19 protein-coding genes and 1 riboswitch are annotated in these 19,153 nt (G+C 40.3%); of the genes, 16 read left to right on the top strand and 3 right to left on the bottom strand.

Annotated elements, in window-relative coordinates:
- Window positions 1-470: 470 nt before the first annotated feature.
- Together AC6F34_RS12130 and AC6F34_RS12125 are read right to left on the bottom strand one after the other, a co-directional pair.
- A complete protein-coding gene (locus AC6F34_RS12130) occupies window positions 471-773 on the bottom strand; it encodes a hypothetical protein (RefSeq protein WP_500772429.1) in 303 nt (100 codons plus the stop codon).
- 18 nt (window positions 774-791) lie between these two features.
- Window positions 792-1,298, bottom strand: a complete 507-nt coding sequence (locus AC6F34_RS12125; protein WP_500772427.1) for a GNAT family N-acetyltransferase — start codon at window positions 1,296-1,298, stop codon at window positions 792-794.
- A gap of 372 nt (window positions 1,299-1,670) precedes the next feature.
- Between AC6F34_RS12125 and AC6F34_RS12120 the strand changes: the two genes are divergently transcribed.
- From AC6F34_RS12120 to purD, 14 genes are all read left to right on the top strand, one after another.
- Entirely contained in the window at window positions 1,671-2,213 is a 543-nt protein-coding gene (locus tag AC6F34_RS12120; protein ID WP_500772425.1) for a DUF2179 domain-containing protein, read from the top strand.
- A complete protein-coding gene (locus AC6F34_RS12115) occupies window positions 2,210-2,407 on the top strand; it encodes an NETI motif-containing protein (protein ID WP_500772423.1) in 198 nt (65 codons plus the stop codon). Before AC6F34_RS12120 ends, AC6F34_RS12115 begins: the two co-directional genes overlap by 4 nt.
- Window positions 2,408-2,495: 88 nt before the next feature.
- Window positions 2,496-2,597: riboswitch (purine riboswitch) on the top strand.
- 163 nt (window positions 2,598-2,760) lie between these two features.
- Window positions 2,761-3,249 (top strand): 5-(carboxyamino)imidazole ribonucleotide mutase, encoded by a 489-nt coding sequence (gene purE, locus AC6F34_RS12110; RefSeq protein ID WP_500772421.1) that lies wholly within the window; start codon window positions 2,761-2,763, stop codon window positions 3,247-3,249.
- On the top strand, window positions 3,236-4,402 hold the full coding sequence (gene purK, locus AC6F34_RS12105) for a 5-(carboxyamino)imidazole ribonucleotide synthase (protein WP_500772419.1): 1,167 nt from the start codon (window positions 3,236-3,238) through the stop codon (window positions 4,400-4,402). Before purE ends, purK begins: the two co-directional genes overlap by 14 nt.
- A complete protein-coding gene (gene purB / locus AC6F34_RS12100; protein ID WP_500772417.1) occupies window positions 4,399-5,691 on the top strand; it encodes an adenylosuccinate lyase in 1,293 nt (430 codons plus the stop codon). Before purK ends, purB begins: the two co-directional genes overlap by 4 nt.
- A gap of 186 nt (window positions 5,692-5,877) precedes the next feature.
- The gene (gene purC / locus AC6F34_RS12095; protein WP_500772415.1) at window positions 5,878-6,603 is read left to right on the top strand and encodes a phosphoribosylaminoimidazolesuccinocarboxamide synthase; all 726 of its coding nucleotides are present in this window, start codon (window positions 5,878-5,880) and stop codon (window positions 6,601-6,603) included.
- Window positions 6,591-6,845, top strand: coding sequence for a phosphoribosylformylglycinamidine synthase subunit PurS (purS, locus tag AC6F34_RS12090; protein WP_500772413.1), 255 nt, complete (start codon window positions 6,591-6,593; stop codon window positions 6,843-6,845). The genes purC and purS overlap by 13 nt, the downstream gene beginning before the upstream one ends.
- Window positions 6,842-7,528 (top strand): phosphoribosylformylglycinamidine synthase subunit PurQ, encoded by a 687-nt coding sequence (gene purQ, locus AC6F34_RS12085; RefSeq protein WP_500772411.1) that lies wholly within the window; start codon window positions 6,842-6,844, stop codon window positions 7,526-7,528. The genes purS and purQ overlap by 4 nt, the downstream gene beginning before the upstream one ends.
- On the top strand, window positions 7,512-9,728 hold the full coding sequence (gene purL, locus AC6F34_RS12080) for a phosphoribosylformylglycinamidine synthase subunit PurL (RefSeq protein WP_500772409.1): 2,217 nt from the start codon (window positions 7,512-7,514) through the stop codon (window positions 9,726-9,728). Before purQ ends, purL begins: the two co-directional genes overlap by 17 nt.
- Window positions 9,713-11,110, top strand: coding sequence for an amidophosphoribosyltransferase (gene purF, locus AC6F34_RS12075; protein WP_500772407.1), 1,398 nt, complete (start codon window positions 9,713-9,715; stop codon window positions 11,108-11,110). The genes purL and purF overlap by 16 nt, the downstream gene beginning before the upstream one ends.
- 221 nt (window positions 11,111-11,331) lie before the next feature.
- Window positions 11,332-12,357 (top strand): phosphoribosylformylglycinamidine cyclo-ligase, encoded by a 1,026-nt coding sequence (gene purM / locus AC6F34_RS12070; RefSeq protein WP_500772405.1) that lies wholly within the window; start codon window positions 11,332-11,334, stop codon window positions 12,355-12,357.
- A 19-nt stretch (window positions 12,358-12,376) separates the two neighbouring features.
- Window positions 12,377-12,967 (top strand): phosphoribosylglycinamide formyltransferase, encoded by a 591-nt coding sequence (gene purN / locus AC6F34_RS12065; protein WP_500772403.1) that lies wholly within the window; start codon window positions 12,377-12,379, stop codon window positions 12,965-12,967.
- The gene (purH, locus tag AC6F34_RS12060) at window positions 12,964-14,499 is read left to right on the top strand and encodes a bifunctional phosphoribosylaminoimidazolecarboxamide formyltransferase/IMP cyclohydrolase (protein WP_500772401.1); all 1,536 of its coding nucleotides are present in this window, start codon (window positions 12,964-12,966) and stop codon (window positions 14,497-14,499) included. Before purN ends, purH begins: the two co-directional genes overlap by 4 nt.
- 24 nt (window positions 14,500-14,523) lie before the next feature.
- Window positions 14,524-15,792 (top strand): phosphoribosylamine--glycine ligase, encoded by a 1,269-nt coding sequence (gene purD / locus AC6F34_RS12055; RefSeq protein ID WP_500772399.1) that lies wholly within the window; start codon window positions 14,524-14,526, stop codon window positions 15,790-15,792.
- Between the two features lie 68 nt (window positions 15,793-15,860).
- On the opposite strand, the gene AC6F34_RS12050 is transcribed toward purD, so the two are convergent.
- Window positions 15,861-16,136: a YgaP family membrane protein gene (locus tag AC6F34_RS12050; RefSeq protein ID WP_500772397.1), complete on the bottom strand. Its 276-nt coding sequence runs from the start codon at window positions 16,134-16,136 to the stop codon at window positions 15,861-15,863.
- Window positions 16,137-16,305: 169 nt separating this feature from the next.
- Between AC6F34_RS12050 and AC6F34_RS12045 the strand changes: the two genes are divergently transcribed.
- Window positions 16,306-18,048 (top strand): adenine deaminase C-terminal domain-containing protein, encoded by a 1,743-nt coding sequence (locus AC6F34_RS12045; protein WP_500772395.1) that lies wholly within the window; start codon window positions 16,306-16,308, stop codon window positions 18,046-18,048.
- Window positions 18,049-18,114: 66 nt separating this feature from the next.
- Window positions 18,115-19,146 carry a DUF3048 domain-containing protein gene (locus AC6F34_RS12040; RefSeq protein ID WP_500772393.1) on the top strand — a complete coding sequence of 344 codons (1,032 nt, stop codon included), beginning with the start codon at window positions 18,115-18,117 and terminating at the stop codon, window positions 19,144-19,146.
- Window positions 19,147-19,153 lie beyond the last annotated feature (7 nt).

Genomic DNA, 19,153 nt, shown 5'->3' with positions numbered 1-19,153 from the left:
ATGGTAGTTAGGGGCTGTCCCCTTGTGAGAGTAGGACGTTGCCGGGCATACAAATAAAAAACACCTTAAAGGTGTTTTTTTGTTTTATTTAGGTTTTCGTAAAAGAACACCCGAAGGATGTACAAGAAATAGGTAGTAGTAAAAGGAATGTTTAAGAAGTAAGAGGGTGTTGAGGAACAAGGAGATCGAGGAAACAAAGGAGCGAGGCTCGGAATGTGCGATGCACATGAGAACAGAGCGAGAGCAGTAGACGAAGAGATCCGCCGTTTATCGGCGCCCGAAAATAGCGTGCCGATGGTAGTTAGGGGCGCCCCTTGTGAGAGTAGGACGTTGCCGGGCAAATTAAAGAAAAAACCGCTAAGGTGTTTTTTATTTTTATCTAGGTATTAATAAAAAGAACATTCAAAGGATGTACATGAACCATTATGAATACACTAATCGAACTCTTGGTTGATCAATTTTGCTTAAGGTCAATTCCAGAAAAAGCTTAGAAGTGGCGGCAATATTAATAAGATAATCGAAAACAATATTAGAAATAGTGATATTTTATTTGGAAGCTTTTCACGGCCCTTTCCTTTATACCAGCCACTAAATTGTAATTTATTACGATATAGAACAAAGAGAAGAATCAAAACAGCAATAGAACCTATCCAAGCAAAGCGTTCTATAACTGGACCAAAAGATAAATATGAATTTAAAAGTATGTGGCTTGAAAAGGTACCAATGATAGCAAAGATAAGGATAATTCTAATTAACTCTAGTATAAACCTCACAAACGACCTCCAAAACTATTAATTTGTAATTGAATAAACGAACACTTCTTTTCCCCATTTATGAATGGTTTTCTCAACGATCATACCTATTCGTTCGCATACACGTGTAGAGGGAAGGTTGTTAATATCCGGTAATGATATTATTTTGTTTAGCTCAAGTTCTTTAAATCCATATTCTTTACATGCTCGTGCAGCTTCAGTAGCAAAGCCATTGCCCCAGGCATGTCTTGCAAACAAGTAACCAATCTCCATTTCAATCTTTCCATCGACTTCTTGGGGGACAATGCCGCATTGTCCAAGAAAGTTCCCAGCTTTTCGATCTTCAACGATCCACAGTCCTACACCATAATTTGAATAATTTTTAAGAGTCCAATCAATCCATTCTAAAGTTGCATTCTCATCCTTTGTGGAAGGATAATATTTCATCGCAATTGGATCAGAGAAAATTTCCTGTAGCAAAGGGACATCATTACGGTTCATTTCTCGTAAAATTAGACGATCCGTTGTTAAAATGACTTCATTCATTTAGCACACTCCTAACTATCTATTTATTAAAGAAACTTTCCCTTACATATATGTTTCGGCATAGAATCCGACAACTATTGAGGGTTTTCCGACAACTCCGAGTGGAATCCGACAACTATTTGGGATTTAAAGGGTATTTGTACGCTATATCAACAACATTCAGAGACAAATAAACAACTCTGAGCGGATATCAACACATCCATCTAATATCAACAACTTCAACCTTCCCCCAAGTTAAAGTAATCCGACACCCCATGTTGATTCATACTACATAAATAATCCTAAATTATGTAAATAAATTATCTAGTTTGAGTCTATTCTAAAAAGGCTAACATATCTAGATAGAGAGTTTATCTATTTGGAGGTGCTCATATGCTGGAAAATAGTGTTATGATGGTTGTCATTATTTTAGCAATTAATATTGTATATGTCTCTTTTTTTACGATTCGGATGATCTTGACGTTAAAGGGTCGGAGGTATGCAGCAGCTTTTATTAGTATGATTGAGGTTGTTATTTATGTGATTGGATTAGGGTTGGTACTAGATAATTTAAATCAGATTCAAAATTTAGTCGCATATGCGGTTGGATATGGAATTGGTGTGATTGTAGGGATGAAGATTGAAGAGAAGCTGGCTCTTGGCTATATTACAGTGAATGTGATTACAAAAGAGTATGATCGTGATTTGCCGAAGCAGTTAAGAGAAAAAGGCTATGGTGTAACGAGCTGGGCAGCAAATGGGTTAGAAGGAGATCGGATGGCACTGCAAATTTTGACACCTCGCAAATATGAGTTAAAATTGTATCAAACGATTAAGGAGCTTGATGAAAAAGCATTTATCATTGCCTATGAACCGAAAACGATTTATGGGGGCTTCTGGGTGAAGTCTGTGAAGAAAGGGAAGTTATTTTCATGAGTAAGAAGAAAGTGTTTATTGTTGAAGAGAATGAAACGATTGGTGAGTGCCTCGATCGCATTGAACAAGCAGGATATCGTCCTGTACGGAGAATGGAAAAGCCGATCTTTCAAGAGATTAAAAGTGGGAAAACTACTGGATATGAACCTGTTCATCAGCAAATTCAGTTTGAAGCGGTTCTTAAAACAGAGTAAAACACGAACATTAATTGTCTGACTTTTTCAATCGTTCGATGTTTTCGTTGACACCACCTTAAGCCAGTTGTTAAGATAAATGTGACAGAAATTCTAACGAAATATCCCTCGTATAATAATGGGAATACGGCCCATAAGTTTCTACCCGATTACCGTAAATGATCGGACTATGAGGGAAAGTGAACATGGACTGGCGAATGATAAAAGGTCTTTATTGACTTCTTTATAAAGACGTTTAGATGCCTGTGCAGATTGCTTTCTCTCTAAGACGAGAACATCTGTGCGGGTATTTTTATTTTTACTAATCAATGAAAGAGTATCTTAATAAAAACTGGCTCAATTGGAGGAGAAGGATGAAAGCAGAAGTTGCTGTAATTATGGGAAGCAAGTCTGATTGGGAAACAATGAAGCATACGTGTGAAGTACTAGATGAACTAGAAGTAATATATGAGAAGAAAGTTGTTTCCGCACATCGCACTCCGGATTTAATGTTTGAATATACCGAAGCTGCTAGAGAGCGTGGAATAAAAGTTATTGTAGCAGGAGCTGGTGGGGCTGCTCACCTGCCTGGAATGGTGGCAGCGAAGACGACGTTGCCTGTGATTGGTGTTCCTGTCCAATCAAAAGCATTAAACGGAATGGATTCGTTGCTATCAATCGTACAAATGCCAGGAGGAGTTCCAGTAGCGACAGTTGCGATCGGTAAGGCTGGTGCTACAAATGCAGGACTATTAGCAGCACAAATTCTTGGTACAGAAAATAAAGAGATTGTGAGACAACTAGAAGTCCGCAGGGAAAGAACCAAAATTGACGCAATAGAAAGTAGTGATGAACTTGTCTAATAACGTAATCATGCCTGGTCAAACAATTGGGATCATCGGAGGCGGACAGCTTGGCAAGATGATGGCATTAGAAGCGAAGGCTCAAGGCTTTCGAATTGCGGTACTCGATCCAACTGAGGACTCACCTTGTGGGCAAATGGCAGATATTGAAATCGTTGCTGCGTTTGACGATATGGCTGCGATTAAACAATTAGCAGAAGTGAGTGATGTCATCACATATGAATTTGAAAACATAAGTGCAGAAGCACTGCAATGGCTATGTGACCATGCCTATGTGCCACAAGGAAAAGAGATGCTAGCAATTACTCAAGATCGAATTAAAGAGAAACGTGCAATTACACAAACAGGTGCAATCGTTGCACCATATCGTGAAATTTATAATGATAGAGACTTACTTGAAAGTTTAAAAGCAATTGAAATGCCTGCTGTACTAAAAACAGCTCGTGGAGGATATGATGGCAAAGGTCAGCATGTCATTCGCCAAACGACTGATATTCAAGAGGCTGCGAAACTACTTAAGAATGGACCATGTGTTCTTGAGCAATTCATTTCTTTTGAAAAAGAAATCTCTGTCATCATCTTTAGAAGCCCAGCTGGAGAAGTTGAAGTATTGCCAATTGCAGAGAATATTCACGAGCATAATATTCTTCACAAAACGATTGTTCCAGCTCGCATTACAGATGAAGCAGAACAAAAGGCGATTGCAGCAGCAAAGCATCTTGCAGAAGAACTACAACTCGTTGGTACGCTTGCTGTTGAAATGTTTCTAGCAAAGGGAGAAAAGATTTATATCAATGAATTGGCACCTCGACCTCATAATTCAGGTCACTTCTCAATTGAAGCATGTGTCACCTCTCAATTCGAACAACATATAAGAGCGGTGTGTAACTGGCCTTTAGGAGAAACGGAACTATTAAAACCAGCTGTTATGGTCAATATATTAGGAGAGCATCAAGAAGCCTTGCTTCAGAGATTGCCGAGCCTACGAGATTGGAAAATTCATTTATATGGCAAGAAGGAACCAAAGTTTAGAAGAAAGATGGGACATGTCACTTTATTAAGAAATTCCGTCGATCAGGCGTTAGAAGAAATAAACGACAGTCAGATTTGGGCACAACAAATAGCAGAAGAAATCGGAGGAGCAGCAAAATGATCGAACGTTATACACGCCCGGAAATGGGAGCCATTTGGACAGAACAAAATCGTTTTCAAGCATGGTTAGAGGTTGAAATATTAGCGTGTGAAGCATGGGCTGAGCTTGGAGATATTCCAAAAGAGGATGTTAAAAAGATTAGAGAAAATGCTTCATTTGACATAAAGCGTATTCAAGAAATTGAAGAAGAAACACGCCATGATGTAGTAGCTTTCACACGTGCAGTATCTGAAACATTAGGTGAAGAAAGAAAATGGGTACACTACGGGTTAACGTCAACAGATGTTGTTGATACAGCGTTATCTTACTTAATCAAACAAGCGAATGACATCTTACGTAAAGATCTTGAGAACTTCATTGAGATCCTTCGTCACAAAGCAATTGAACATAAAAACACAGTTATGATGGGACGTACACATGGGGTTCATGCTGAGCCAACAACATTTGGTTTGAAGTTAGCCTTATGGTATGAGGAAATGAAACGTAACCTTGAGCGTTTTAATGATGCTGCTGAAGGAATTGAATTTGGGAAGATTTCGGGAGCGGTAGGAACATATGCGAATATCGAACCATTTGTAGAATCCTATGTATGTGAAAAATTAGGCATCAAACCTGCGCCGATTTCAACACAAACATTGCAACGTGACCGCCATGCACATTATATGGGAACGATTGCACTAATAGCTTCATCCATTGAAAAGTTCGCAACAGAAATTCGTGGATTACAAAAAAGTGAAACACGTGAAGTCGAAGAATTTTTTGCTAAAGGACAAAAAGGATCGTCAGCTATGCCACATAAACGCAACCCGATCGGTTCTGAGAATATGACTGGATTAGCAAGAGTGATTCGAGGATATATGATGACCTCTTATGAGAATGTGTCGTTATGGCATGAGCGTGATATTTCTCATTCATCTGCGGAGCGCATCATCATTCCAGATGCAACGATTGCATTGAATTACATGTTAAACCGTTTTGGCAACATCGTGAAAAACTTAACGGTATTCCCAGACAATATGAAACGCAATATGGATCGAACGTTAGGCCTAATTTATTCACAACGTGTCCTTCTAGCACTAATTGATAAAGGGCTACCACGTGAAGAAGCGTATGATACGGTTCAACCACGAGCAATGGAAGCGTGGGAAAAGCAAGTTCCATTCCGCAGCTTAATTGAAGCAGACGATAAAATTACATCGCTGTTATCGGCGGATGAAATCAACGAGTGCTTCGATTATAACTATCACATTAAGCACGTTAGTACGATCTTTGATCGCTTAGGCTTATAAATGATTGAAGGCAGCTAGTGTAACAGTTGCCTTTCTTATAGATACTTTTATGAATACAGTCTTTAGCAGTGTGAATAAGGCGTTGACTCCCGGTCCGCCCGAGGAAGCGTCCGCCTGAAGGGATAATAGAAGATTATCTCCTAGATTGAAAATTGCTAATATTCACAACGGGGAGTTGGAAGGTACATGCAAAAGGGTGAACTGCTTTACGAAGGAAAAGCGAAACAAATCTTTGCAACGGACAAAGAGAATGTCGTTTGGATTCAATATAAAGATTCAGCAACAGCATTCAACGGGGAGAAGAAAGCAACGATTGAAGGAAAAGGTCGCTTAAATAATGAGATTACGAGTTTGCTGTTTTTAAAACTAGCACAGCGCGGGATCGACTCGCACTTCATAGAAAAGCTGTCTGAAACAGAGCAACTCGTAAAAAAAGTGAACATCATCCCGTTGGAAACCGTTGTTCGAAATGATGCGGCAGGGAGCTTTTCAAAACGCCTTGGCGTCGAAGAAGGAAAAACATTACCTCGACCAATTGTAGAGTTTTACTTAAAAGATGACGCCTTGGGTGATCCGATATTAACGGATGAACATATAGCCGTTTTAGATTTAGCTACGAAAGAGGAAGTAGCGATTTTGAAGGAAAAAGCGTTACAAGTGAACGATGTGTTGTCTCAATATTTCAAAGAGTTAGGTATTCGCTTAGTGGATTTCAAATTAGAGTTTGGAAAAGATGCGTCAGGAGCGATTCTGTTAGCAGATGAAATCTCACCAGATACGTGCAGGTTATGGGATTTAGAAACAAAGCAGCGCTTAGATAAGGATGTTTTTCGTAGAGACCTTGGCAGTTTAACTGATGCTTACGAAATGATTTTAACGAAAATTGGGGGAAATTCAGCATGTACAAAGTAAAAGTATTCGTCACATTAAGAGAAAGTGTTTTAGATCCTCAAGGAACGGTTGTAAAAAGCTCCCTTCATACAATGGGGTATGAAGCAGTTGAAGATGTTAGAATCGGAAAATATTTAGAGCTAACTGTCGAAAAGTCAGAACGTGACATTGAAGACGTAGTAAAGGAAATGTGTGAGCGTTTGCTAGCAAATGTTGTGATTGAAGATTACCGCTTTGAAATTGAGGAGGCTGTTGCTCAGTGAAATTCGCAGTCATAGTGTTCCCTGGCTCCAATTGTGATATTGATATGTATCATGCGATCAAAGCTGCATTAGGTGAAGAAGCTGAGTATGTATGGCATGATGCAGACAACCTAGATGAGTATGATGGTATTTTACTTCCAGGTGGATTTTCGTATGGGGATTACCTTCGCTCTGGTGCAATTGCCCGTTTTAGCAATGTGATGAAGGAAGTTGTGAAGGCAGCCCAAGCAGGAAAGCCAATCCTGGGTGTTTGCAATGGGTTCCAGGTGTTGCTTGAAGCTGGGTTATTACCAGGAGCAATGCGTCGAAATGAAAGCTTGAAATTCATTTGCCGTCCAGTTGAATTGAAGGTTGAAAACAACGAAACGATGTTCACAAGTCAGTATAAGAATGCTGAAGTCATTACAATTCCAATCGCACATGGAGAAGGAAATTATTATTGCGATGAGGAAACATTGCAGCAATTAAAAGAAAACAAGCAAATTGTTTTCACTTACAATGGGGTAAATCCGAACGGAAGCTTGAGTGATATTGCAGGAATTATCAATGATAAAGGCAACGTATTAGGAATGATGCCGCATCCTGAGAGAGCTGTTGAAGAACTATTAGGTGGCGCGGATGGTTTAAAACTTTTTCAATCGATCGTAAAACAATGGAGGGAAGCACATGTCGTTACAGCTTGAACCAAATCCACAACAACTAAAAGATCAAAGAGTCTATGCAGAAATGGGATTATCAGATGAAGAATTTGCGATGATTGAAAAGATTCTTGGACGTCTGCCAAACTACACAGAAATCGGTTTGTTTTCTGTTATGTGGTCAGAGCATTGTAGCTATAAAAATTCAAAACCAGTGCTTCGTAAATTCCCTACGAAGGGTGATCATGTCCTGCAAGGTCCGGGAGAGGGAGCTGGAATCGTCGATATCGGGGATGAGCAGGCGGTCGTATTTAAGATTGAGAGCCACAACCATCCTTCAGCGATTGAGCCATATCAAGGTGCAGCAACAGGAGTAGGGGGCATCATACGTGACGTCTTTTCAATGGGAGCAAGACCAATTGCGCTATTAAACTCATTAAGATTCGGAGAATTAGAGTCTCCTAGAGTTAAATATTTGTTTAAAGAAGTTGTTGCTGGAATCGCAGGCTATGGAAATTGCATTGGGATTCCGACGGTCGGTGGTGAAGTCCAGTTCGACGCTTCTTATGAAGGCAATCCACTTGTGAATGCGATGTGCGTAGGGTTGATTGATCATAAGGATATTAAAAAGGGGCAAGCCCATGGACTCGACAATACAGTGATGTATGTAGGTGCAAAAACAGGTCGTGACGGAATTCATGGTGCAACATTTGCTTCAGAGGAGTTAACGGATGAATCTGAACAAAATCGCCCAGCAGTTCAAGTTGGCGATCCGTTCATGGAAAAGTTACTTCTAGAAGCATGTCTAGAGCTTGTACAATCTGATGCACTTGTTGGTATACAAGACATGGGAGCAGCAGGGTTAACAAGTTCATCCGCAGAAATGGCAAGCAAGGCTGGCATGGGGATTGAGATGAATCTTGATTTTGTACCACAGCGCGAAACAGGAATGACGGCATATGAAATGATGCTTTCAGAATCACAAGAGCGTATGTTGATTGTTGTTAAAAAAGGAAGAGAGCAAGAAATCATCGATCTTTTCTCTAAATATCAATTAGAAGCAGTAACGGTTGGTAGAGTAACCGATGATAAAATGCTTCGCTTGATTCATAAAGGGGAAGTTGTTGCAAACGTACCAACAGATGCGTTGGCAGAGGAAGCGCCAGTTTATCATAAGCCTTCTAAAGAGCCTGCATACTATCGTGAATACCAAGCAATGGACAATGATATTCCTGCTGTTGAAGATTATAAAGAAACGCTTATGACTTTATTGCAACAGCCCACGATTGCGAGCAAAGAATGGGTATACGATCAATACGATTACATGGTTCGAACGAATACAGTCGTAGCACCAGGATCAGATGCAGCGGTTGTGCGCATACGTGACACGAAGAAGGCACTTGCAATGACAACGGATTGCAACGCTCGCTATATGTATTTAGATCCAGAGGTAGGCGGTCAAATCGCAGTGGCAGAAGCAGCGCGTAACGTTGTATGTTCAGGAGCAAGGCCTCTTGCAATTACAGATAACTTAAACTTTGGAAACCCTGAGAAACCAGAGATCTTCTGGCAAATTGATAAGGCTGCAGACGGTATTAGTGCAGCATGTACTGTTTTAAGTACACCAGTTATAGGTGGAAACGTGTCTCTATATAATGAAACGAACGGAACAGCGATTTATCCGACGCCAGTCATTGGGATGGTCGGTCTTGTAGATGATGTGCAACATATTACGACACAAAACTTTAAAGAGAGCGGAGACCTAATCTATGTATTAGGTGATACGAAGCCAGAGTTTGGTGGAAGTGAATTGCAAAAGGTAACGTATGGCAAGATCTTTGGTAAAGCACCTCACATCGACCTTAATCTAGAGAAAAAATATCAAGATCAAGTGCTAAGTGCGATCACAAAGGGACTTGTTCAATCCGCTCATGATGTATCAGAAGGTGGATTAGCAGTGGCAGTAGCAGAAAGCTTATTTGGAAAAACAGGACTTGGGGCTTCCATTGAAGTATCTGAAGACATTGTTACCGCATTATTTAGTGAATCACAATCTCGCTTTGTACTATCGGTAAATGCAGAAAATAAAGAGGTGTTTGAAGCATTAACAGATGCTGTATACATTGGAAAAGTAACAGATGATTCAACACTTACAATCACATCTAAGAATGAGCTTGTTCTCTCAGAAAAAACAGAGGTGCTAAAACAAGCTTGGAAAGGAGCCATCCCATGCTTGCTGAAATAAAAGGGTTGAATGAAGAATGCGGAGTTTTTGGTGTTTGGGGTCATCCAGAAGCGGCACAAATTACGTACTACGGGCTTCATAGCTTACAACACCGAGGTCAAGAGGGTACAGGGATTGTCGTTACAGATGGTGAGAAGCTAAAAGGTGTTAAAGGGGAAGGGCTTGTAACCGAGGTTTTCTCATCTGAAGCCATTCAAGAGCTAGAAGGGAAATCAGCGATCGGGCATGTACGTTATGCAACAGCTGGTGGAGGCGGTTATGAAAATGTACAACCGCTTTTATTCCATTCACAAAGCGGAAGCCTTGCTCTTTGCCACAATGGGAACCTTACAAACGCAACACCTTTAAAGGCGCAGCTAGAAGCTCAAGGAAGTATCTTTCAAACGAGCTCTGATACAGAAGTTTTGGCTCATTTAATTAAGCGTGGAGGGTTCTCTTCATATAAGGATCGTGTGAAGAATGCATTATCAAGCTTAAAAGGAGCTTATGCATTCCTCATTATGACTGAAACGGAAATGATGGTTGCGCTCGATCCAAATGGCATGCGTCCGTTGTCATTAGGAAAGCTTGGAGATGCATATGTTGTTGCGTCAGAAACATGTGCGTTCGATATTGTTGGTGCAGAATTCATTCGTGACGTCTTGCCAGGTGAGCTTCTTATTATTGATGACGAAGGCTTTCGTTCCGAAATTTTTTCTAGATCGTCGAATATATCAATGTGTATGATGGAGTACATTTATTTCTCCAGACCAGATAGCAATATTAGTGGCATTAATGTTCATACAGCAAGGAAGAGTCTTGGGAAACAGCTAGCTATTGAAGTGCCAATTGAAGCGGATGTCGTCACAGGTGTTCCTGATTCAAGTATTTCCGTTGCAATTGGTTATGCAGAGGCTACAGGCATTCCGTACGAGATGGGATTAATTAAAAATAAGTATGTTGGTCGTACTTTTATTCAGCCATCACAATCGTTGCGTGAGCAAGGTGTGAAAATGAAGCTTTCACCAGTTCGAGGAGTTGTCGAAGGGAAACGCGTCATTATGGTAGATGACTCAATTGTGCGTGGAACAACAAGTAAACGGATTGTATCCATGTTGAAAGATGCTGGAGCTACGGAAGTACATGTGCTCATTAGCTCACCGCCAATTATGAACCCATGCTATTACGGAATTGATACATCTACAAGAGAAGAGCTCATTGCTGGCCGTCATTCCGTTGAGGAGATACGTCAAATCATTGGAGCAGATACCCTTCATTATTTATCCGTTGAAGGTACGGTTCAGGCAGTAGGTAGAAAAGATGGTCAGTGCCTAGCATGCTTCACAGGGAATTATCCGACTGAAATTTATCCAAGCACGATTGAATCATTTGAGAAAGTATAAAAGAGACATAAACTATTGCTGTTTTTCTAACGATAGCAGAAAGTATATCTATTTTGTGCGTATTAGGTCCTGAATTGAGTGTAAGGCGAAGATTCCCGAGGGGAAAGCGTGGGAAGTGAATAGCGATAGCGAAGATGAGGTTCACACACTGCCCTCGGAAAGTCAGCCTAAAAGGAATAGATTATCTTTTATTAAGAAGACGTGAATAAGGTGGGAACATTATGACGAATGCGTATAAGCAGGCTGGAGTCGATATCGAAGCAGGATATGAAGCTGTAACTAGAATGAAAAAGCATGTACAAAAAACGCTTCGAAAAGAAGTGATGGGCGGCATCGGTGGATTTGGTGGGATGTTTGATCTATCCCAAATGAACTTAAAAGAGCCTGTTTTAATTTCAGGAACGGATGGTGTCGGTACGAAGCTTATGCTTGCATTTATGATGAATCGTCATGACACAATTGGCATTGATGCGGTTGCAATGTGTGTCAATGATATTGTCGTTCAAGGTGCAGAGCCTTTATACTTCCTAGATTACATTGCATGCGGAAAGGCAGAGCCGGAAAAAATCGAAGCCATTGTAAAGGGAATTGCTGAAGGATGCACACAAGCAGGCTGCGCATTAGTTGGTGGTGAAACGGCAGAAATGCCTGGCATGTATGATATTGAAGAGTATGACCTTGCTGGTTTTTCTGTAGGGGCATGCGAAAAGTCTGAATTGATTACAGGTGAGAGCATCGCTACAGGAGATGTCCTCATTGGGTTAGGTTCTAACGGTATTCATAGCAACGGATATTCACTTGTGCGAAAGATTTTCTTCGAGAAAGCAAAAATGGAGTTAAATGAATATGTCGAAGAGTTAGGAACGACTTTAGGAGAAGAATTGTTGCGTCCGACTAGAATTTACGTGAAGTCCATCCTAGCTGTGAAAGACAACTATGAGTTAAAGGGGCTTGCACATATTACGGGTGGAGGTTTTGTCGAAAATATTCCCCGCATGCTGCCTGAAGGCTTAGGGGCAGAGATCAATGAAGATGCACTTACGATTCCACCGATCTTTAGCTTAATGGAAAGAGTTGGCGAGCTAAAGCGAGAAGAGATGTACAATGTTTTTAATATGGGTACAGGAATGGTCGTTGCAGTTAATGAATCGGATGCACATGAAGTCGTCCGCAGCTTTCAAGAATTAGGAGAGAAGGCTTCAATCATTGGACGTGTGAAAAAGGGCGAAGGCGTTACGATTTTGTAAAAAGTAGTGGAGGAAGATGATGAAGAAAATAGCCGTTTTTGCTTCGGGTAGTGGAACGAATTTTCAAGCAATCATTGATGCGGTAGATTCCAAGGTCATTCCAGCATCAATTGAACTTCTTGTGTGTGACAAACCGAAAGCAGCTTGTATCGAACGTGCTGCTAAGCACCAAATTCCGGTATTCGCTTTTAGTGCAAAGCAATTCGAAAATAAAGAAGCTTATGAATTAGAAATCATCAAATGGCTATTAAAATATGAAGTGGAATTTATCGTTTTGGCTGGATATATGAGATTAATAGGTCATAAGCTGTTGCGAGAGTTTGAAGGGCGAATTGTCAACATCCATCCTTCGCTTCTGCCAGCATACCCTGGAAAAGATGCGATCGGTCAAGCACTTGAAGCCGGTGTTCCTGAGACAGGTGTAACGATCCATTATGTCGATGAGGGGATGGACACTGGGCCAATTATCGCACAGCAAGCGATTCAAATTAGTGAAGTAGAAACGAGAGAATCACTGCAACATAAAATCCATCAAGTTGAGCATCAATTATATCCAAGTGTACTTCGTAAGTTAATGAATCAACCATTTAGTGGAGGAATACGCATATGACGAAACGAGCATTGATTAGTGTATCAGATAAGACGGGTGTAGCAGAATTTGCGAAAAGCCTGCATGAACTAGGATTTCAATTGCTTTCAACAGGTGGGACGAAGAAAGCGTTGGAGGCAAATGGTCTTCCTGTTACAAGTGTAAGCGAGGTTACAGGTTTTCCGGAAATTCTCGAAGGTAGAGTGAAAACGTTAAACCCAATGATTCACGGAGGATTATTGGCGAAGTTTACAGATTCTACTCACAAAGGGCAGCTAGAAGAGCACGGAATCATGCCAATTGAGGTTGTTTGTGTGAATCTTTATCCATTTCAACAAACGATTGCGAAACAAGATGTTACCGTTAATGATGCCATTGAGAACATTGATATTGGTGGACCAGCAATGTTAAGAGCATCTGCTAAAAACCATGATCATGTGACGGTAGTTGTCGATCCTGCTGACTATGCAACAGTTCTTGCGCAGTTAGGTGGTGTCGGTCATGTATGTGAAAAAACAAGAAGGAAGCTTGCTGCAAAAGTATTTCGTCATACAGCAGCCTATGATGCAGTTATTGCTGAGTATATGACTGATTTAGCAGAAGAACAGTCACCAGAATCATACACGGTTACGTATGAATTGAAGCAAAGCCTTCGTTACGGAGAGAACCCGCATCAAAAGGCTGCCTTTTATCGAAAACCTCTTGGTTCTGCTTTTTCGATTGCAAATGCAGTGCAATTGCAAGGGAAAGAGCTTTCTTTTAATAACATTAATGATGCGGAAGCTGCAATGCAAATCATAAAAGAATTTGAAGAGCCTGCAGCAGTTGCTGTGAAACATACGAACCCTTGTGGAGTTGGTGTAGGAACTTCTATTTATCAAGCATTTAATAAAGCGTTTGAAGCGGATCCGATCTCGATCTTTGGCGGAATCATCGTCTTAAATCGTGAGGTTGATGATAAAACTGCAAGTAAGCTGCATGAAATCTTCTTAGAAATCATCATTGCTCCTTCTTTTTCAGAAGAGGCGCTTGAGATTCTTTCTTCAAAGAAGAATTTGCGGTTATTAACCGTTCCGTTTGAGCAGGAGAAAGGGAAAGAGAAGAAGTTGACGTCTGTAGAAGGCGGCCTTCTTGTTCAAGACTTCGATGGGTATGGATTAGAAGATGCAACAGTGACTGTTCCGACGAAACGTGAACCGACTGAAGAAGAGTGGAAAGCATTGAAGCTCGGCTGGAAAGTAGTAAAGCATGTGAAGTCCAATGCGATTGTTGTTTGCAATGATAATATGACCTTAGGTGTCGGTGCAGGGCAAATGAATCGTGTCGGTGCAGCGAACATTGCATTAAATCAAGCAGGAGAAAAAGCCAATGGCTCGGCACTTGCATCAGATGCATTCTTCCCGATGGACGATACGGTTGAAGCTGCAGCCAAAGCAGGTGTCACCGCCATTATTCAACCTGGTGGCTCAATCCGCGATGAAGAATCAATTAAAAAAGCGGATGAATATGGCATTGCTATGGTCTTTACAGGTGTACGTCACTTTAAGCATTAATGGATACAAAGGAGGGTTTTAAAAATGAATGTACTTGTCATAGGTAAAGGCGGACGCGAACACGCGATCAGTTATAAGCTGAAGGAGAGCGCCATGGTAGAAACGGTTTTTGTTGCACCAGGAAATGCCGGTATGGAAGATGTTGCGACATTGGTTTCGATAAACGAAAACGAACAAGAACAATTGATCCAATTTGTGAAGGACAACAATGTTGGTCTTGTAGTAATTGGTCCGGAAGTTCCTTTATTAGCCGGGTTGGCGAATGCATTTAAAGCCGCAGAGATTCCAGTGTTTGGCCCAGAAAAGGCAGCAGCTGAAATTGAAGGCAGCAAATCCTTTGCTAAGCATTTAATGAAAAAGTACAGCATTCCTACAGCGGCATATGAAGTATTTTCTGATGCTGAACAAGCTAAACAATACATTGAAGCAAACGGAGCACCGATTGTGGTCAAAGCGGATGGTTTAGCAGCTGGAAAAGGTGTAATCGTTGCAATGACAATGGAGGAAGCGACAGCTGCTGTTGATGAGATGCTTATTCATGCAAAGTTTGGTGAAGCATCTTCCACAGTTGTAATCGAAGAGTTTTTAGATGGAGAAGAATTCTCTTTAATGGCACTAGTGAACGGGGAAATGGTCATTCCATTAGAGATTGCTCAGGACCATAAGCGCGCGTTTGACGGCGACAAGGGGCCGAATACTGGAGGTATGGGTGCGTATTCCCCTGTACCACATATTGGCCAAGAAGTGGTTGCAGAAGCAATTAAGACTATTTTAGAGCCAACAGCAAAAGCACTTATTCAAGAAAATCGCCATTTCTGTGGTGTGTTATATGCGGGATTAATAAATACAGACAATGGACCAAAAGTAATTGAATTTAATGCACGATTTGGGGATCCAGAAACACAAGTAGTATTACCTCGAATGAAATCTGATTTAGCAAAAGTACTCTTAGAAGTGATAAACGGTAATAAGCCAGAGATTGTATGGGATGAAAACGCAATGCTAGGTGTAGTTGTAGCGGCGAAAGGTTACCCAGATCAATATAAAAAAGATGGTGTGTTAACAGGCTTAGAGCAAGTGAGTGGACATGTTTTTCATGCCGGTACAAAGAAGAATGAGGCTGGGGATTTTGTCACAGACGGTGGCCGTGTTCTGTTAGCTGCTGCAAAAGGGACAACGTTAAAGGAAGCACAGGACGAGGTTTATAGCCAATTAGAAAAATTAACTTCAAATGATGTTTTTTATCGCAACGATATTGGATACCGTGCGCTGCATTTATCAACGCATCAATAATAATAGAAGTAATAATAGGGCAACACATACGTGTAGACAAAGTCTTTTAGACTTTGTCTACATTGGCGTTATTCTTTGAAATGAGATGCGATTTTATCCATCATTTCATTTGTTTCTGGCATTTGGTCATTAGCCATTTCTTTTCCTTTGTTGAATAAGTCTACAATTGGACAGTACCTTACAATCCCTTCTCCTACCTTCATCGCCCCAAGCATTGCCATAACAAGATAAGAGTCTCTCCAAGGGAACTTAACTAGCTTAGCAGTGCTCCAAGCAAGGATGGTAAAGCCGCATGTAATGCGAATCAAAGCACTCATAATTCCGATATTTTGCTTTACTTTCAAAATAGTCACCTTCTTCACAAAAAAGTAATAATTATCTGTAATTCTTTAGTGCGTTAAAAAGTCAAATGTGTTATGATTAGTTGTAATTCACAAAAAATAAAGTGGAAACTCTTGTTCGTTTTAAATAGATGAAACTTAAGAACAAAACTGATGATAAGGAGGGAGTTCATTGTTAGAACAGAGATACCGTTGGAAGAATAAGCACTTGCGTGAGCATGTGGCTGTCATTGATGGAAAGTTAGCTCCAACGATTGTTTTAAAGAATGCAACGTATTTACATACAATCCTTCGTAAATGGATTCATGCGAATATTTGGATATATGGAGATCGCATTGTTTATGTTGGCGATAGTTTGCCATCGAATATACATGAATGTGAAATAGTTGATTGCTCCGGGCAAAAGCTTGTTCCAGGGTATATTGAGCCCCATGCTCATCCTTATCAACTTTATAATCCCCAATCCTTTGCGAATTATGCAGCTCAATTCGGTACAACAACCCTTATTAATGACAATATGGTGTTTGCCTTGCAGTTAGAAAAAAAGAAAGCGTTTTCACTCTTGAAGGATATGCGTAATCTGCCAACAACGATGTATTGGTGGTGTCGCTTTGATGCACAAACGGAGCTGCAAAATGAAGAAACGATCTTTTCACATAGTAATATTAAATCATGGCTAGAACATGATGCTGTATTGCAAGGTGGAGAATTGACAGGTTGGCCGAAGCTTTTATCTGGCGACGACATGATGCTTCATTGGATTCAAGAAGCAAAAAGAATGAGGAAAAAGATAGAAGGGCATTTTCCAGGTGCTTCAGAAAAAACATTGGCAAAATTAATGTTGCTTGGAGCAGATTGTGACCACGAAGCGATGACTGGAAAAGAGGTCTACAATCGCCTGCTGCAAGGATATATGGTTTCCTTGCGCTATTCTTCAATTCGTCCAGACTTGCCTCTACTATTAGATGAAATCCATGAATTGGGCATTGAACATTATGATCAATTTATCTTTACGACAGATGGATCTTCCTCGAACTTTTATGAGCAAGGAATCATGGACATGATGATTCGGATTGCAATTGATAAGAACGTACCAATTGTTGATGCGTATAATATGGCAACAATCAATGTTGCAAAGCACTATAATATTCAACATTTGCACGGGCAGATCGCAACTGGCCGAGTGGCAAATATTAATTTCTTACATGAGGAAAGCAATCCAACTCCACATTCAGTGATTGCTAAAGGGAAATGGATTAAACGCGAAGGTGTCACGAAGTGCATTGAAGGAAAAATTGAATGGTGTGAGCATGGATTTGAACCATTAACGATTGATTGGGATTTAACAATGGATGACATGCAGTTCTCGATGCCTTTTGGAATAAAAATGGAGAACGCAGTTGTTACAAAGCCTTATTCGATAACAATTGATGTTTCGAATGACGAGTTGGATCCAATGCATGATGAGTGCTATTTCATGCTTATCGACCGCAATGGTCGATGGAGAATCAACACGCTATTAAAAGGATTTGCTAGACAATTGGATGGCTTTGTAAGCTCTTTTTCAAATACAGGGGATATTATTCTAATCGGAAAGAATAAGGAAGACATGATGATTGCTTTTAACCGTATGCGAGAGATTGGTGGAGGTATCGTTATTTGTGAGCAAGGAAAGATTGTGCAGGAGATTCCATTGACTTTAAAAGGGGTTATGTCTGATAAACGAGTGGAGGATCTAATGCTTGAAGAAAAAGCTCTACTTCAATATTTAAGAGACAAGGGATACCGTTTTGAGGATCCAATTTATACATTATTATTGTTTTCTTCTACTCATTTACCTTATATTCGCACAACTCAAAGGGGCTTGTATGATGTAATGAATAAAACTGTACTTTTTCCTACAATCATGCGTTAAAATAGAAGAAAATAGTCATTATGATTGTCAATTTGTCCGTGGAAAAAAAGTATAGAGGTGGACGTAGTGAAGAAACTTCTTATTAGCGTATTGTTTTTATTAATTTTCATAATTGGTTGTTCCAATGAGAACGAAACGACTGAAAACAATGATTTACCGGATGATCAAGTGAACCAGAATGAAGACATAAAAAAGGAACAACTCCCATATGCTTTTCCACTAACAGGTATGGGAACAATTGAGGAATCGTTGGATAGATCTTTTGCTGTAATGGTCAATAACCACCCACAGGCGAGACCTCAATCAGGCCTCCATGAAGCCGATCTAGTCTATGAAGTATTGGCTGAAGGTGAAGTCACTCGCTTCTTAGCGATTTACCAGAGTAAAAAACCGGATGAGATAGGACCTATAAGAAGTGCGAGAGACTACTATATCGAGCTTGCAAAAGGATACGATAGTATTTATATTACGCACGGGAATTCCCCCGATGCCAAAGCATTAATGGATGCAGGCTATGTAGATCATCTGAATGGACTTTATTATGACGGAACGCTCTTTAAGCGAGTAAATTTTAGAAAAGCACCTCATAACTCATATATTTCTTATGAAAATATTGTTAAAGGTGCTGAACAAAATCAATATGAACTATCACGTGCTCCTAATGCATTGTCCTTTACAGATGAAGTTGCTGAAGGTGGAAGCAATGCGGAAGAGGTAGCTATACAGTACTTCGAATCACCATTATTTAATAGTGAATTCCACTATGTGAGTGAAACGAAACAATACAAACGGTCTTCGAATGGAGATCAGACCTCTGACTATGAATCAGGAGATCCTGTTTTAGTTGATAATTTATTCATTGTTGAAACTGAACATAAAGTAATTGATAATGAAGGTAGAAGATCAATTGATCTCCAATCAGGTGGAGAAGGCTACCTTGTACAACAAGGGAAGCTGAAGAAAGTACAATGGGAGAATGTAGATGGGAGAATCTTGCCCTATTTAAATGGGGAGCCTTATCCATTCTTACGTGGAACAACTTGGATTAGCATCATACCGACCAACCCTGGACTAGGAAATGCAGTACAATATAAATAATTTTGCT

Source organism: Niallia sp. CD-39, from assembly GCF_059874745.1.
Note: the sequence above shows the minus strand (reverse complement) of the source record. Positions and strands in the feature narration are given on the sequence as shown.

What these genes read in the sequence shown, in the direction of transcription:
- AC6F34_RS12120 (WP_500772425.1), top strand. Translation starts at nt 1,671, where the DNA reads ATGCTGGAAAATAGTGTTATGATGGTTGTCATTATTTTAGCAATTAAT.
- AC6F34_RS12115 (WP_500772423.1), top strand. Translation starts at nt 2,210, where the DNA reads ATGAGTAAGAAGAAAGTGTTTATTGTTGAAGAGAATGAAACGATTGGT.
- purD (WP_500772399.1), top strand. Translation starts at nt 14,524, where the DNA reads ATGAATGTACTTGTCATAGGTAAAGGCGGACGCGAACACGCGATCAGT.
- purK (WP_500772419.1), top strand. Translation starts at nt 3,236, where the DNA reads ATGAACTTGTCTAATAACGTAATCATGCCTGGTCAAACAATTGGGATC.
- purL (WP_500772409.1), top strand. Translation starts at nt 7,512, where the DNA reads ATGTCGTTACAGCTTGAACCAAATCCACAACAACTAAAAGATCAAAGA.
- purS (WP_500772413.1), top strand. Translation starts at nt 6,591, where the DNA reads ATGTACAAAGTAAAAGTATTCGTCACATTAAGAGAAAGTGTTTTAGAT.
- purB (WP_500772417.1), top strand. Translation starts at nt 4,399, where the DNA reads ATGATCGAACGTTATACACGCCCGGAAATGGGAGCCATTTGGACAGAA.
- purH (WP_500772401.1), top strand. Translation starts at nt 12,964, where the DNA reads ATGACGAAACGAGCATTGATTAGTGTATCAGATAAGACGGGTGTAGCA.
- purN (WP_500772403.1), top strand. Translation starts at nt 12,377, where the DNA reads ATGAAGAAAATAGCCGTTTTTGCTTCGGGTAGTGGAACGAATTTTCAA.
- purF (WP_500772407.1), top strand. Translation starts at nt 9,713, where the DNA reads ATGCTTGCTGAAATAAAAGGGTTGAATGAAGAATGCGGAGTTTTTGGT.
- purM (WP_500772405.1), top strand. Translation starts at nt 11,332, where the DNA reads ATGACGAATGCGTATAAGCAGGCTGGAGTCGATATCGAAGCAGGATAT.
- AC6F34_RS12125 (WP_500772427.1), bottom strand. Translation starts at nt 1,298, where the DNA reads ATGAATGAAGTCATTTTAACAACGGATCGTCTAATTTTACGAGAAATG.
- purC (WP_500772415.1), top strand. Translation starts at nt 5,878, where the DNA reads ATGCAAAAGGGTGAACTGCTTTACGAAGGAAAAGCGAAACAAATCTTT.
- purE (WP_500772421.1), top strand. Translation starts at nt 2,761, where the DNA reads ATGAAAGCAGAAGTTGCTGTAATTATGGGAAGCAAGTCTGATTGGGAA.